Origin of the sequence: Microcoleus vaginatus FACHB-2002 (assembly GCF_040004035.1) — a bacterium.
GTDB lineage: Bacteria > Cyanobacteriota > Cyanobacteriia > Cyanobacteriales > Microcoleaceae > Microcoleus > Microcoleus vaginatus_C.
In genome coordinates this window covers 25,182-38,234 of record NZ_JAMPLN010000051.1, presented here as the reverse complement: position 1 = coordinate 38,234, position 13,053 = coordinate 25,182, and the positions used below count along the sequence as shown (strand labels likewise).

General features: G+C 44.7%; 15 protein-coding genes. 8 read left to right on the top strand and 7 right to left on the bottom strand.

All coding sequences use genetic code 11. The features are described 5' to 3' along the window. The first annotated feature begins 110 nt into the window (after positions 1-110). The 4 genes from NDI35_RS27150 to NDI35_RS27135 all read left to right on the top strand — a co-directional run bounded on the left by NDI35_RS27150 (position 111) and on the right by NDI35_RS27135 (position 1,715). The gene (locus NDI35_RS27150; protein WP_445315426.1) at positions 111-290 is read left to right on the top strand and encodes a YgiT-type zinc finger protein; all 180 of its coding nucleotides are present in this window, start codon (positions 111-113) and stop codon (positions 288-290) included. 191 nt (positions 291-481) lie between these two features. Next, positions 482-1,348 (top strand): HEAT repeat domain-containing protein, encoded by an 867-nt coding sequence (locus NDI35_RS27145; protein WP_445315423.1) that lies wholly within the window; start codon positions 482-484, stop codon positions 1,346-1,348. Positions 1,349-1,354: 6 nt separating this feature from the next. Continuing rightward, positions 1,355-1,504, top strand: coding sequence for a hypothetical protein (locus NDI35_RS27140; RefSeq protein WP_445315425.1), 150 nt, complete (start codon positions 1,355-1,357; stop codon positions 1,502-1,504). A 4-nt stretch (positions 1,505-1,508) separates the two neighbouring features. Further along, positions 1,509-1,715, top strand: coding sequence for a PAN domain-containing protein (locus tag NDI35_RS27135; RefSeq protein ID WP_445315424.1), 207 nt, complete (start codon positions 1,509-1,511; stop codon positions 1,713-1,715). A gap of 218 nt (positions 1,716-1,933) precedes the next feature. On the opposite strand, the gene NDI35_RS27130 is transcribed toward NDI35_RS27135, so the two are convergent. Next, the gene (locus tag NDI35_RS27130; RefSeq protein ID WP_445315422.1) at positions 1,934-2,857 is read right to left on the bottom strand and encodes a hypothetical protein; all 924 of its coding nucleotides are present in this window, start codon (positions 2,855-2,857) and stop codon (positions 1,934-1,936) included. Between the two features lie 550 nt (positions 2,858-3,407). Between NDI35_RS27130 and NDI35_RS27125 the strand changes: the two genes are divergently transcribed. Together NDI35_RS27125 and NDI35_RS27120 are read left to right on the top strand one after the other, a co-directional pair. Continuing rightward, positions 3,408-4,181 (top strand): Uma2 family endonuclease, encoded by a 774-nt coding sequence (locus tag NDI35_RS27125; protein WP_445315421.1) that lies wholly within the window; start codon positions 3,408-3,410, stop codon positions 4,179-4,181. A gap of 72 nt (positions 4,182-4,253) precedes the next feature. Continuing rightward, positions 4,254-6,122: a tetratricopeptide repeat protein gene (locus tag NDI35_RS27120; protein ID WP_445315420.1), complete on the top strand. Its 1,869-nt coding sequence runs from the start codon at positions 4,254-4,256 to the stop codon at positions 6,120-6,122. 311 nt (positions 6,123-6,433) lie between these two features. Here the strand turns inward: NDI35_RS27120 and NDI35_RS27115 are convergent, their stop codons facing one another. Further along, on the bottom strand, positions 6,434-7,069 hold the full coding sequence (locus NDI35_RS27115) for a L,D-transpeptidase (protein ID WP_445315419.1): 636 nt from the start codon (positions 7,067-7,069) through the stop codon (positions 6,434-6,436). 669 nt (positions 7,070-7,738) lie between these two features. On the opposite strand from NDI35_RS27115, the gene NDI35_RS27110 reads away from it, so the two are divergent. Together NDI35_RS27110 and NDI35_RS27105 are read left to right on the top strand one after the other, a co-directional pair. Further along, on the top strand, positions 7,739-8,239 hold the full coding sequence (locus tag NDI35_RS27110) for an autotransporter (RefSeq protein WP_445315418.1): 501 nt from the start codon (positions 7,739-7,741) through the stop codon (positions 8,237-8,239). Between the two features lie 347 nt (positions 8,240-8,586). Further along, positions 8,587-9,933, top strand: coding sequence for a PQQ-dependent sugar dehydrogenase (locus tag NDI35_RS27105; RefSeq protein WP_445315417.1), 1,347 nt, complete (start codon positions 8,587-8,589; stop codon positions 9,931-9,933). A gap of 65 nt (positions 9,934-9,998) precedes the next feature. Here the strand turns inward: NDI35_RS27105 and NDI35_RS27100 are convergent, their stop codons facing one another. From NDI35_RS27100 to NDI35_RS27080, 5 genes are all read right to left on the bottom strand, one after another. Then, on the bottom strand, positions 9,999-10,454 hold the full coding sequence (locus NDI35_RS27100; RefSeq protein ID WP_445315416.1) for a DUF6575 domain-containing protein: 456 nt from the start codon (positions 10,452-10,454) through the stop codon (positions 9,999-10,001). An 11-nt stretch (positions 10,455-10,465) separates the two neighbouring features. Continuing rightward, positions 10,466-10,897: a hypothetical protein gene (locus NDI35_RS27095; RefSeq protein ID WP_445315415.1), complete on the bottom strand. Its 432-nt coding sequence runs from the start codon at positions 10,895-10,897 to the stop codon at positions 10,466-10,468. A gap of 175 nt (positions 10,898-11,072) precedes the next feature. Continuing rightward, complete coding sequence (locus tag NDI35_RS27090; protein ID WP_445315414.1) at positions 11,073-11,639, bottom strand: DUF924 family protein; 567 nt, start codon at positions 11,637-11,639, stop codon at positions 11,073-11,075. A 281-nt stretch (positions 11,640-11,920) separates the two neighbouring features. Beyond that, positions 11,921-12,277, bottom strand: a complete 357-nt coding sequence (locus NDI35_RS27085) for a peptidoglycan-binding domain-containing protein (RefSeq protein WP_445315413.1) — start codon at positions 12,275-12,277, stop codon at positions 11,921-11,923. Between the two features lie 129 nt (positions 12,278-12,406). Further along, on the bottom strand, positions 12,407-13,045 hold the full coding sequence (locus NDI35_RS27080) for a ThiF family adenylyltransferase (protein WP_445315412.1): 639 nt from the start codon (positions 13,043-13,045) through the stop codon (positions 12,407-12,409). Positions 13,046-13,053: the final 8 nt, after the last annotated feature.

Below are 13,053 nucleotides of genomic sequence, written 5' to 3'. Positions count from 1 at the left end.
AACTCTCCAGCGTAGCCTGCGACAAAAAATCAAACGGGCTGCGATGAACAATGACTATATGATGCAAATTCTCAAGTGCTTTTGTCAAGCATGATTGAGATGCTCTTACCCTGCATCAAGGTAAATACTTGCTAGTTCCTAACACGCCTGTAGAGATTTGTGTTGATTGTGGCATGATTTATTATGATGCAGCAGTTCTCAAAGAAATTGAGCGCCGTTTCTTTGCGATTCACCAGCAGAATGAAATGCCGGATTCGTATATTCAAATTCCCAGCAAGAGTTACACGTAAAGAATGGTTTTTCAAGGAAAGAACCAGAATCTTCTTAAAGTGGCGCTTTTTAAGCAGTATTTAGGGCGATCGATATCACCACGGACAAGCACAAATTTAGATCGCCCGGAGTCCTGAAACAGTTTGATGAGAATGTATACACAATTATTCAAATGGCTGAGACGGCTCATCAAACACAAGGATTCTAGCCCATGACGAAGCACTACCGACACAGATTAGCTGCCGTAATTGCCCTCTCGTTTCTATCTTTCACATCGCCTTTGCTGTTGACTCGCAATGCTGCGGCTGGAATTAAGGACGAACCCACAGTTAATCCCAAACAGATTGCCTTCCTCACCGAGAAGTTAAATATTAACGATGAAACGGCACTTGATGCAGCTATTAAGCTGTTACGAAAAATAGGTGAACCAGCCATCCCTGATTGGATGGAAGCATTGCACGATCAGAATTTGTCAGTCCGCCAGAGTGCTGCTGAGGTTCTAAGACAAATTCGTCTTCCTGCTATTCCTGCCTTTGTCAAAACCTTGAAAGACTCAGATGTGTCGGTTGGTGCAGAAGCTAAAACTGCACTGCCGCAGCTAATTCTGTTGCTGAAAGACTCCGATGCAAATGTGCGTAGCCGTGCAGACTATGCTTTGGGAAGGATGGGTGCAGAAGCTAAAACTGCTGTGCCGCAGCTAATTCTGTTGCTGAAAGACTCCGATGCAAATGTGCGTAGCCGTGCAGCCAATGCTTTGGGAAGGATGGGTGCAGAAGCTAAAACTGTTGTGCCGCAGCTAATTCTGTTGCTGAAAGACTCCGATGCAAATGTGCGTAGCCGTGCAAACTATGCTTTGGCAAGGATGCGTGCAGAAGCTAAAACTGCACTGCCGCAGCTAATTTCCCTGCTTCAAGACTCAGATGTAACTGTGCGTAGTAGTGCAGCCAATGCTTTGGGAAGTTTCGGTGCAGAAGCTAAAACTGCACTGCCGCAGCTAATTGTCTTGCTGAAAGACTCCAATTCAAATGTGCGTAGTAGTACAGCCTCTGCTTTGAATAAAATCCGTGCAAAAGCTTAAACTGCACTGCCGCAGCTAATTGTCTTGCTGAAAGACTCCAATCTAAATGTGCGTAGTAGTGCAGCCTCTGCTTTGAATAAAATCCGTGCAAAGGCTAAAACTGTTGTGTCGCAGCTAGTGGCTGTTGACAAGGTGGAATTTAGAGTGAAATTATGACAGAATCGGCGCTGATTATAGCAATATGTACATTAGCCAACCCGACCCGGATCTTTGCAAACAAATCCGTGCGTTTGATGAACAATGTCAGGCTTTTACTTTTGTGAGGCCGGGGGTGGAGGGCGATCTAGCTTGGTGTTATTTCAAGAATGGTGTGCCGTCGCCAAGTCTGAGAGAAGGCAGGATTTCTAGTGTAAAACCAAGGCGTTAAAGAAAAACGAAAGCGGAAGGTTCTTAAAGTTTCCCTGTTTAAGCTCAACTTCCCCCCACGGGGAAGTTTAACTCAACCTCGGAAGCAATTACAGAATTTCATCGAATAGAATAGCAGGGATGTAACGGTTTAAGGGGTTTAAACCAAGACTTGAGAAAATCGCAGAGTCCGATTAAGGTAAGCCAGTTAGGTAATTCCTAAGCAAATCCGGTTAGAGGTTACTTCTGTGGACTTGGAATCTTGCTCAGAAATAATTCCTTAGTCCGAGAATCGCGATCGTACATATGTATAACAGGAACAAGGCGATCGTCAACCATCACTTTGTCATCCTGAATTTCCCAAACTCCCTCATAATCTCCACACAGTGTGAGGACGGCACCACTCTTCAAATTATGTTTCACCGTTTGGTTACTGGGAAACTCATAGTTAATCACCTTATTGAACATTGCTTGATCTAGAGGCTTACGACGATGGCGTTCAGCCTCCACCACCATTAATTCAATTAATTGCATCATGAGATGGTTTCCTCCTAATACTGTTCCTGCACAGAGTATAGGTTTTCCCAACAGTTTTTCAAGAATTTTTTTTCCATAAACAGCATTCACCCATTCACTATCTACATTTTCTTTAGTGGGCGGTCCAAAATAAATACCTGCTTCTTCAAAAACGTGAAGCTTACTAGAGTCTAAGTCATCGAAGGGAGAAGCTTGGAAAACAACATCGCGCACATCTGAAGTCATAACCCTTCGATAACTGGAATTAACTTTAAGGAATGTATGGTAAGTAATCCACCGACCTGCTAGTGGATGAATCCAATTGGCAACCGTACTCCTATAATCCTCCTCTAAGTAGGTACGGTTAGACCCTGAACTTAGTCGAATTAAAGCTAGCAGTCCCACCATCTTTGCGTGATAGATGAGATTTAGGATCTTTGAGCTAGTAACCCACTTCCACACATTTTCAATTGGTATAAGGGTGATATTTTTTTCTAGAGCTACCTTGGCGAACTCGTCCCCTAAAGCATTAATAAACACAACAATATCAACTTTATCTGGATCACAATGCTGACGAGTTGATGCAACGAATCTGTAGAAATCATCGAATTTACAGTTGGTTGCATAACCCATTATTAAGTCTTTCATTTTTTGTTCCCTCAAAATCAGTAGATTTAAACAGTAAAGATACTAACAGAGTCTTAATTGAGTCCTGGTGTAGCCGTCTAACCCTTGACCGAAAACGGCTTCTGTACTCACAAAAAAATGGGCAGAGCCACCACTAATTGTGTCGCAGATATTGGGTAACAGATGTATAATAAATGATTCCACTCAACGTACCACAAATAGCTCGTGTATGTCAACATCTTTTTACTGTCTGTCGTCATTTTTTTTTGTCGCTCGAATTGGGCGCACTATCAAACTCCACAATCTGAGTGTTTGCACTTAAAAATGTGACCTGCATTACATACTAAAATACCTGATAACTCTCCCAAAAAAACTCAAACTAACCCTCGGAGCGAGGTGATTATTTTTATTAATAAAAGCTGGGCGCGCTCGTTATCTAGCAAAAAATATTTAGCAAAAATTTCCGGTGCAAAGGATAGCGACGTTCTCCCACAACAAATCACATCGCGCTATAATATTACAATTGCCGTACCGCTTCAATCTCCTCAAGCCGTCTCGCCTGGGTAATCTTATGACGATGTACGAACCGGATTCGCAGCCTTTGCAAACAAAAGTCCTCCCTACGATGTATGATTTACCCAGTGAAGACCCGGAGGAACCCGGTTTGCCTGACGAATTTCACGACTTTCAACCCGAACTGCTGCGTCTAACCTGCCGCCCCGCAAATCATCCACCCGAACAAATATTTATAGCGACAGACCTTAATCTCTACTACGATTCTAACCATCTCAATTGGTACAAAAGACCTGATTGGTTTGTCGTCTTGGGGGTTCCGAGATTCTATCAAGGTGACGAATTGCGCCTCAGCTACGTGATGTGGCAAGAAAATGTCAGTCCTCTGGTAGTAGTAGAAATGCTATCACCTGGAACTGAAGATGAGGATTTAGGAATTACAGAAGAAGCACGAAATAAACCCCCTACTAAGTGGCGAGTTTACGAACAGATTTTGCAGATTCCTTACTACTTTGTTTTCAGTCGGTACAACAATCAACTGAGAGTATTTCGCTTGATTGGCAATCGTTACCGCGAACAATTTTTAACCGAACCCAGATTCTGGATACCGGAATTAGAATTAGGTATAGGTTTGTGGGAAGGTTGTTATCAAGGTTGTTCGAGGTTGTGGCTGCGTTGGTACGATGTCAGTGGCGATTGGGTTCTGACTCCAGAGGAGTTTGAAAGGCAGCGAGCTGAATTAGAAAGTCGGCGAGCCGAATCAGAAAGACAGCGAGCAAATCGTTTGGCCGATCGACTCCGAGCAATGGGCATTAATCCAGATGAGCTGTAAAATTAAGTAGCAGCATGAAATGGTGCAAGCTGCAAGCGCTGTCCATAAAAACTTATTAACTAAAAATAAATTATGCCAGACTCTACCTCATTGCGCGATCGCTATCTAGCCCTAATCGACAAAATTGTCGAAATCACCCTCAAAGGTCAAATTCGCTCCAAAGAACAAGTTTATCAAATGCTAGTGCAAGACATTAGCACTGGTACTGGCGAAATCTTTGAACGCTGTTTCGGTGAACGCCTCGATGCCACTGAAAATCAACTCAGAAATGAAAAAGACGAAATCAAACAAGCAAAGGCAAATCGTACCCTCCGAGCTCTCAAAACCATCCAAGGAGAATGGGAACGCTGGCAGAAAGATAACCGCGTCGATCGCGCAATTGCATCCTCAATCCAACAAATCGTTACTGCCGAATCTAACGCCCGCCTCCTGGCATTATTGCAAGTAATCGATCCGAATAAAGAACATCCGCTGACTCTGGCTCAATTGCAGCAATTGGCAAAATCTCTGCACCAACAAATGCTGCAAACTGCCAATCCCGAAACCGAACAAGATTTGCAGCAAATCACCGCCGGCATCGCCAAAGGTTTAGAATCTTGGCAGCGGTTGGAACCGGAACTTGTGGGCTGGATTTATCAGCCGCAGCAGCTAGGATTTGCCGGTAGTCCCGAACAAAATGGGCCTTGGGCTTTTTGGGCAAAAAAAGTTAATAGTCCCTTTCCCCAGGCTCTTTTGAATACTATAGCGCTCGGTGAATCTGTAGTTCAATTCGCAGCCCAGCAATCAAATTTAGATTTAGGCATATTGGTGGAAGTGGCGATTATTTTGCAGTGCTTGCAGCGGGCGTTGGCGACATGGTTTGACAAGCAAGTTTACGATTCCAAAGTGTCAACAAAAGCTTCAATTTCTACTTACATTACTTTTGCGGTAATTTGGAGTCAGCTAGCTAGTGGGTTTAATAATTCTACCAAGAGCGGCGAGCAGTTGGCCAATGCTTGTTTTCAAGTAACTTTGCAAATTTTGCGCGCTTTTTCTCAGCGAGAATACTTTCCGCTTTACGGGGGAATTTTTGCTTCATTTGATGGTAAAGCTCTGCGGCATACTTTGGATTATTTAGATGAACCGCTGCGACGAGTTGAAGGCACTCAAGCAAAAGCTCGGATTCTGACGCTTTTGGGTTATTCGATGCAGGCGGCTGGGGCCTACGAGCGATCGATCTTGCTGCACAAGCAAGCGCTAGAAATTGCCCGTCTGGAAGGAGACAAAGCTTGCGAAGTTGCCAATCTCAATCACATCAGCCGCAACTATGTTGCTCAAAAAAATTATCAGGAAGCGATTAATTACAGCCAGCGGGCTTTAATTATGGCACGACAAGCGGGAGAGCGACAAGGCGAGGCAAATGCTCTGGCTAATTTGGGTTACAGCGAAGTGTTTCAAGCGCGGCAGTTGGAGGAGGTGGAACCGGAGGTTTACGAGAGTGCGATCGGTTATTTGGAACAAGGTTTGTTGCTATCGGAAAAATTGGGCGATCGCCAAAGTCAAGCTTTTTGTTCCAGCAGTCTCGGTATTGCTAAAATCGCTCTAGAAAATGCTGAAGCTGCCATCGAATATTTGCTCAAAGGTTGGCAAGCGGCTCAATTCTCAGGGGATTTATATTTGCAAGGTCTGAATTTGGCTTACTTGGCTCAAGCTTATTACAGAATCAACTCACTAGAAAAAGCGATATTTGCAGGCAGTTTGGGGATGTATACTTTGGAGCAAATTGGTGCAATGGAGTGGCGTCAATCGGCTGGTTTGTTGACAATTTTGCGGGGTCAAATGGGGGCGGAATCTTTTAAACAATCTTTGGCTAAAAGTCGAGCGAATATCATTCCGGCGATCGGTGTTGATGGCTACGATTACATCCCGGAGTTGCTGGAAAAATATCAGCAATCTATTTAACTCTTTGTTGTGGAACAGGTCGGAAAGCCTGTTGCTGACAGAGGTTTAAGGTGTAATATCAAATCCGTTAGCATCGGAATAGTAAATTCGAGTTCACTGTTGACGGTTGACGGTTGACTGTCAACCGTCAACCGTCAACATCATTTCGGTGTAACCGGAAATGATATAAGTTCTAACTCACCAAAAATCACCATTATCAATCAGTATTTCATGGGCGGGATTTCCTGGCCACCCACAATAAAATTTAATTTTTGTGGAACAGGCATCTTGCCTGTTCCTGAATGTTTTTATGCACCCCAACCTCCAAATAATTAATGCTCAACTATCACCGGTGTGCCAACTGCGACTTTCTCAAATAAAGCCTGTGCGTCTTTGTCAAACATTCTGACGCAGCCGTGAGAAGCCGCCCCTCCGATCGACTCTGGATTCGGAGTACCATGAAAACCAATCACATTCTTGCCATCCGTCCAAAACCCCATCCACCTACTCCCTAATGGATTGTCTGGCCCAGCAGGAATAAGTTCTCCTGTCCAAGGATTTTGCCAAACTGGATCTTTGATCATTTGCATCACTTTAAAATTGCCTGTAGGAGTTTCCCACCCGCCTTTTCCCACAGCAACCGGGAAACTGGTTTGCACCTTATTTTGTCGGTAAACATAGACGCGGCGTTCTCGCAATTTCAGGACTAAACGTACTTCCTCAATAGGATTTACCGCAGGCGTTGGTTCCTGGGGAATATAACGAAATGGTTCTCCCAAGGGCGGCAGTTCTGGGGTTCCGAGATTCGGCAATTTTGTCTCGGATGTGGGCCGCTGCGCTGCGATCGCACTATTACTTGAACTAGCCACCAGTTCGGCAGTGGCCTGCTGCTGTAGGCCCACCGACAGCGCGGCTGCACTCAAGCTCAGTACAATTAACTTGTTAAACAAAAATTTGCTCTTCACCATTGTTTTGTTCGCTAAACTCCTCACCAGCAGTTCCTACAAAGTTCCTATCTAATTATCCGCCAACCGCACCCGATTACAAAATTTTGATAGGGCTTTTTGACGGCAACTGCGCTGCACAGTTTTTAGGTAAAATTCCACCACTGATAACTTGTAACTCAACACAAAGCTTAGGCCATAATACTAAAACCCCAAGGTTTTTATAAGAGGCTCAGTGGAATTACGCAATAGAAGGTCGTGAGAAAACCCGGTTTATGCGTAAATATTGCAAGAACCTGATTAAATTTTACCTCCGACTAATTTGATTTTTTAGCCATGACCGACTGGCGATCGAGTATTCAAACTATGGCGCTGCTGTATCCGGCAAGCACAATCTGTCTTTGGGTAGAGTTCCCCCCAGCAACAGTTAGGGTGGCGGAAAAAAACTGCTAAGGTCGATCGAATAAACTAAATATATCACGTCAACACTCGATAGATGCGAACCGCTGAAGTTGTTGTAAATTGGGAACTTATGATGTAAAATTTAGTCTTTCAATACTTGTTCGATAATCTTTTTTTGAGATTGTCATAAATTTCCTACTCTGGGGATTAAACTGGATTAGGTATAGAGGTTGGGACTTTCGCGCAGCGGAAGCAAACCCGACCCTGAATAGCAGTTAATGTGAGGTTTCAATGCGTCTTCAGAAGATCAAATTATTGACAGGTGCAACACTGTCGGTGGTAATTTCGGCGGTCTCAGTACATCCTGCGATGGCTAACCCTGCAACTCAAATAGCCCAAACGCAAACCACCACAACAGCAAACGCTAGAACCATTGTCGGTTTTGTCAAAAGTATTGTCGGTGATGTAGTAACTATTCGCGAAGAAAGCGCGCCGTACAGGACTCTCAGGATTCAAAGATGCGTCCTGAGAATTATTGGCCTCGTACCGGGAATGAAAGTCAGAGCCACCGTCGCCGGATCTCAGATACAAAATATCGCGGTGATCCCCGATTATAAGGTTGTAGCCACAACGGTTGCTCGTCCCGCAACCCCAGCACCGGCACCGCGTCCGGCCCCAGAACCGCCACCGCGTCCGGCTCCTCGTCCGGCTCCGGCTCCGGCTCCGGTTCCGGCTCCCCGTCCGATTCCGGCTCCGGCTCCCCGTCCGGCTCCTGTGAGAGGACTTTGGTAGACCTAGGTTATACCATTTTCGATTTTTGATTTTTGATTTTCGATGGGAATGACCAAAAGCAATGTGGTCACCAGCCGCGTGATTCATTCGTGGAGCAAGAAAAAAGCTCGAATCCGGCTCGCAAGCCCTCGGAGTTATCAGTGGGGTCGCTTTCTTCAATCTAAAATCTAAAATCTAAAATTGATTGACTGATCGAGCTCAAAGTTGGAATCACAGGTCTACACTTGCATTCTTTTTTGCAACTGGTATCAGTAAATCGAATTAAGCCACCGCGCCGGCGGTGGCTTAGCTGTTTAATACCAGTTAGAATAATAGAATTGTCCAGCAATTGTTGAGAAATCGCTGCTATGTATTACCTGCGTTTCTTGCTGCTAATTCTGCTGTTGCCGATGATTGCGTGCGATCGAGCTACAGATGCGATCGCCCCTGCTGTGGGCGACAGCGGCCCCCTGTCGCAAATTCCCTCCCGTGCACCCCTGACAAATGTTGGGACAAATCAAATTGTACCGACCAAACCGCTTTCGCCGCAGCCAATCCGCATTGTTGCAACTTCTTTGCCGCGGCCAGGAGCCAGCGATAGCGCCTCAAAACCTCCTCAAGTAATACCGATTCCCGCATCGCCAGTCCTGCGAGTGCCTCCTGGCTTTGTAGTTAATGTTTTTGCTGACAATTTAGACGCTCCCCGATGGCTGGCTTTGACGCCGACAGGCGATGTTTTGGTAACAGAAACCCGGCAGAATCGGATTACCCTGTTGCGGGATGCCAACCGCGACGGGGTTGCTGAGGTTCGCAAGACTTTTGCAAGTGCCCAAAACGGGTTAAATATTCCTTTTGGCATGGCTTTTGCCGATCGCTATTTTTTCCTCGGAAATACCGCTGAAGTCCGCCGATTTCCCTACACCAAAGGGCAGGAACAATTGACAGGTACTGGTCAAAAAATTGCTGATTTACCGGGCGGTGGCTACAACCAACACTGGACGCGAAATGTTGTCGTTTCCCCCGATAATAGTAAGCTTTTCGTCTCAGTTGGATCGCAGTCTAATGCCGATGTCGAACCGCTGCCGAGGGCGTCTGTTCAAGTGATGAATTTGGACGGCAAGAACCAGCAAATTTTTGCTTCCGGTTTGCGAAATCCGGTGGGATTGGATTTTCATCCAAAAACCAATCAACTCTACACGACAGTCAACGAACGCGACGGTTTGGGAGATGATTTGGTGCCGGATTACTTCACAAGAATTCGTCAAGGCGAGTTTTACGGCTGGCCTTACACTTATTTTAAGCCGAATTTGCTCGACCCGCGCCACGCCAGAAATGGCAATAGCGATCGACCTGATTTAGCGGCTAAAACATTAATGCCAGACGTGCTGTTTCAGGCGCATTCGGCGGCTTTGGGGCTTCAGTTTTACGACGGCAAAACGTTTCCCAAAAGATTTCTCAACGGGGCATTTGTGGCGTTTCGCGGCAGTTGGAACCGGAACGCTGGAACTGGTTATAAAATCGTGTTTGTACCTTTTAATGCGGCGAACGGACGCCCTCAAGGTTATTATGAGGATTTTCTGACTGGTTTTCTCACAGATCCGTCGGGCCCGAAAACTTGGGGGAGGCCGGTTGGTTTGCTGGTTTTACCTGACGGGAGTTTGCTGTTTACTGAGGAAGCGAACAACCGGATTTATCGGGTGCAGTATCGCCGCTGAGGATTGGGCGATCGATTATATCCCGACTTTTTCAAGAAGTCGGGGGTCGGGTTGTTTAGTCAGCTTCAAACCTTGCTAAGTTGAGAGTCACCGGAAAGTTTTTGATAAATTAATAACCTATCTTCTTCCGCAGTTTCGCGATTTAAATCAGATAGTTCGTAATAGGAATCTGTTTCAGGCAAGTAGATTGCAGGTAAATTTTCAGGCAGGATTAAATAAGTGTTTTGCACCTGTAAATCATTGTCTATATCTAATGAATATAGAAATCCGTCAACAGGATTTACAATTAACTCGTGCAATGAAACTTGTCCCTCTATGTAAAGCTTGAGAGTTAGTTGTGCAACTCTGAAAACCAACCAGCGATTGTACAAATTATCTACATCGCACCAAGAATAAAGATAGCTATCGCCGTATTCATTCTCAAAAAGCGATAGTAGCGGGCCGTCGAAATACTCTAAATTGACTATGCTCCTGAGAGTTAGAGGAAATTTACTTAGTTTAAATCCTATTAATTGTTCCATTTTTGTGTACCTTACAATAAACAAGATGTTATTACAAATTTTGCTGCTAAATCAGCAGTAGCAAATTCATGTAGGCTCAAGTGACCGTTATCATCTATTTTGGAGACAACTCCATCTGTCTTGTCGAGCGATCCTGCTGCTATGTGAGTCCCCAGAGAATCGCGCAGTTTTTTTCTTTTTTTTGTTAGTTTTAAATAACGTTTTTCGGCATTTTCCCTGGTATCAAATAATGATAGCGCATAACCTTGACATCTGGTTGCTTCAGTTTCTGGTTTGAGGTTGCGCTGGGGAGTGATGATCAGCACTGGTTTAAAGTTATTAATAGATCGTTCATCATTGGGTTCAAATACAAATCTAAAAGCCAGCATTTCTTTAGGTTCATAGTCCTGTGGCGGGCATTGAGTTGAAAGCTTATCTATATATTCTTGGTGTTTGAAACACATATTGATAATTTTAGTAGCCGATTTGATTTGAAATTTTAAATGTTAGCCGAAAATCGCTATTTTTTATATCAATTGTAATCCGTGCTTTTTGCTGTAAAATTAGTGGGGTCTTCCTCTTAACTATAGTATTTTTAAGTTTGTACACCAAATAACCTAAAAATATGGCGATCGCACTTTAAAATCCCGAACCAGGTTGTTTGAGAAACTCGGCTTCTTCCGGGGTTGTTTCGCGTCCGAGAATTTCATTGCGGTGGGGAAATCTCCCAAAACGCTCGATTATTTCTAAATGCTTCTGCGCGTATTCAATGAGTGAATCGCTGTCAGGTTCGCCGCTGAGTTGGCTAAATAGTTCGACAGATTTTTGCTGGTTTTCTAAATTTTCGCTGTGTTGAAAAGGGAGATAAATAAACAATTTTTGTACAGTTAGCAAGTCGCGATCGAATTTATTATTAACAGCGTATTCGGCGGTGGCTAAAGCTTTGCTGTCTGTGGCGAATGCTTGAGGCGTTCCGCGAAACATATTGCGCGGAAATTGATCGAGCAGTATAATTAATGCTAGGCAGTTGTCGGGGGAATCTTGCCATGAGTCGAGTTGACCGGAGGCTGCTAGTTCGTATTGCCGCAGAAAGCGCGATCGCACTTGGGCATCAAAATCCGCATTTTTTTCAAACCATTTCTTGTGGACTTTGCCAAACTCAGGAGAGTGCGATCGACCAAACCAAAAATCTAAAACTTCATTCATTACCAATCTAGTTAGCCATTGATTATTTATGGCAATTTAGGTATCTTTAGTTGCACAAAATCTACTTAATGTGCGACTACAAATCCCTGGGATTAATTATTACCAAAGATGACTCCCCCCAAACACAGGTACTTGCTTTCCGACGCTATCGAAGGTCGAAAAAAAAATTAGATTATAGAGTTTAAGCTTCCAGATTCATCTGTTATCGAGTAAATCTAAAATCTAAAATCTAAAATCTAAAATCGACTGACTTAGGAACCTTTGTTGTCCGGTGCTTAAAGTTACAAACTAGCAAACAGTCTGTCCCAAGTTTTGCCTCCCACAACTCCGTCTACAGGAATATGAGCTTGCCGCTGAAATCTCTTTACTGCATCTTCGGTTGTCGGACCGAAAACGCCATCAATTACGATCGGGTGTGCGGACAAGCCCCGCGCGTTCAACAACTTTTGCAGTTTCTTCACATCGTGCCCTTTCGAGCCGCATTTTAAAATCCTTTTATGGTGTCTCACTGCTGGTCGATGGCAATCATCAGTGTGGCAAACTGCGGAGCTCGCTGCATAGTTGGCTCTACTTGTGCCCGTCAAAACTAATAGGGCGAGAACTGCTAGTAAATAATAAAAAGTCTGTGATCCGGCCATACTTTCCCTGTTAATTTTTCAAGCGTTTTTTGCAAGTTGGACGATTGTTTGAGGGTGAGAAACCGGGTTTCTGGGATGGGGGCTTCCAATCTCGATTCACCGGGTTTCTGGCAACAGTCAACCGACATTCTACAATATAAGTGGCTTTACTGCAAAATCTCCGATCGTGCAAGTTAAATTTTGTTGCTGTTTGGTAGCAGCAAAGGTAACAATTACTTCGCAGGCAACTGCAACTGTCAGCATTACCAAGTTTCTCGCCAGCGGGTAATCGCAAACGTCATCATTCGCCGCTGAAGGAACCCGATAGTGTTCGTTCCAAATTATTTCGGAGTAATCGGCAGCTAATCCGACGTGCACGCAGGGAAGGGAGGCACTCGCACAGTAATCCTTGACTGCTTGTCGCCCGACACTGTTATCAAAAGTATCGATGACTGTGGCGCTGTTGGCCAGCAGCCGATCGGCATTTGCGGGTGTCAATTCTTTTGACTGCGCGTCAATGCTGACTCCCAAAGCGCGGTAGAGGTTGTTGGCGAGAATTTTGGCTTTGGATGCGCCGATGTCCGATCGATAATAGGGTTGAGTGGAAAGGTTGCGTTCCTCTATGCGATCGCGATCGATGACTTTTAACTGACAAAAGCCCGATCGCGCCAGACTTTCTGTAATATTCGCACCCAAAGCGCCCGCCCCGCACACCGTTACCGGGAAATTTTTAATCTGCGACATCACTGCCGCACTTCTGTAAAGTTGTTCGTGAAAAAATATGCTCATGGTAATCA

Excerpts from the sequence above, each read along its gene's own strand:
- NDI35_RS27085 (WP_445315413.1), bottom strand. The coding sequence starts at position 12,277 with ATGGCCGGATCACAGACTTTTTATTATTTACTAGCAGTTCTCGCCCTA.
- NDI35_RS27100 (WP_445315416.1), bottom strand. The coding sequence starts at position 10,454 with ATGGAACAATTAATAGGATTTAAACTAAGTAAATTTCCTCTAACTCTC.
- NDI35_RS27120 (WP_445315420.1), top strand. The coding sequence starts at position 4,254 with ATGCCAGACTCTACCTCATTGCGCGATCGCTATCTAGCCCTAATCGAC.
- NDI35_RS27110 (WP_445315418.1), top strand. The coding sequence starts at position 7,739 with ATGCGTCTTCAGAAGATCAAATTATTGACAGGTGCAACACTGTCGGTG.
- NDI35_RS27095 (WP_445315415.1), bottom strand. The coding sequence starts at position 10,897 with ATGTGTTTCAAACACCAAGAATATATAGATAAGCTTTCAACTCAATGC.
- NDI35_RS27145 (WP_445315423.1), top strand. The coding sequence starts at position 482 with ATGACGAAGCACTACCGACACAGATTAGCTGCCGTAATTGCCCTCTCG.
- NDI35_RS27090 (WP_445315414.1), bottom strand. The coding sequence starts at position 11,639 with ATGAATGAAGTTTTAGATTTTTGGTTTGGTCGATCGCACTCTCCTGAG.
- NDI35_RS27105 (WP_445315417.1), top strand. The coding sequence starts at position 8,587 with ATGTATTACCTGCGTTTCTTGCTGCTAATTCTGCTGTTGCCGATGATT.
- NDI35_RS27115 (WP_445315419.1), bottom strand. The coding sequence starts at position 7,069 with ATGGTGAAGAGCAAATTTTTGTTTAACAAGTTAATTGTACTGAGCTTG.
- NDI35_RS27130 (WP_445315422.1), bottom strand. The coding sequence starts at position 2,857 with ATGAAAGACTTAATAATGGGTTATGCAACCAACTGTAAATTCGATGAT.
- NDI35_RS27125 (WP_445315421.1), top strand. The coding sequence starts at position 3,408 with ATGACGATGTACGAACCGGATTCGCAGCCTTTGCAAACAAAAGTCCTC.
- NDI35_RS27080 (WP_445315412.1), bottom strand. The coding sequence starts at position 13,045 with ATGAGCATATTTTTTCACGAACAACTTTACAGAAGTGCGGCAGTGATG.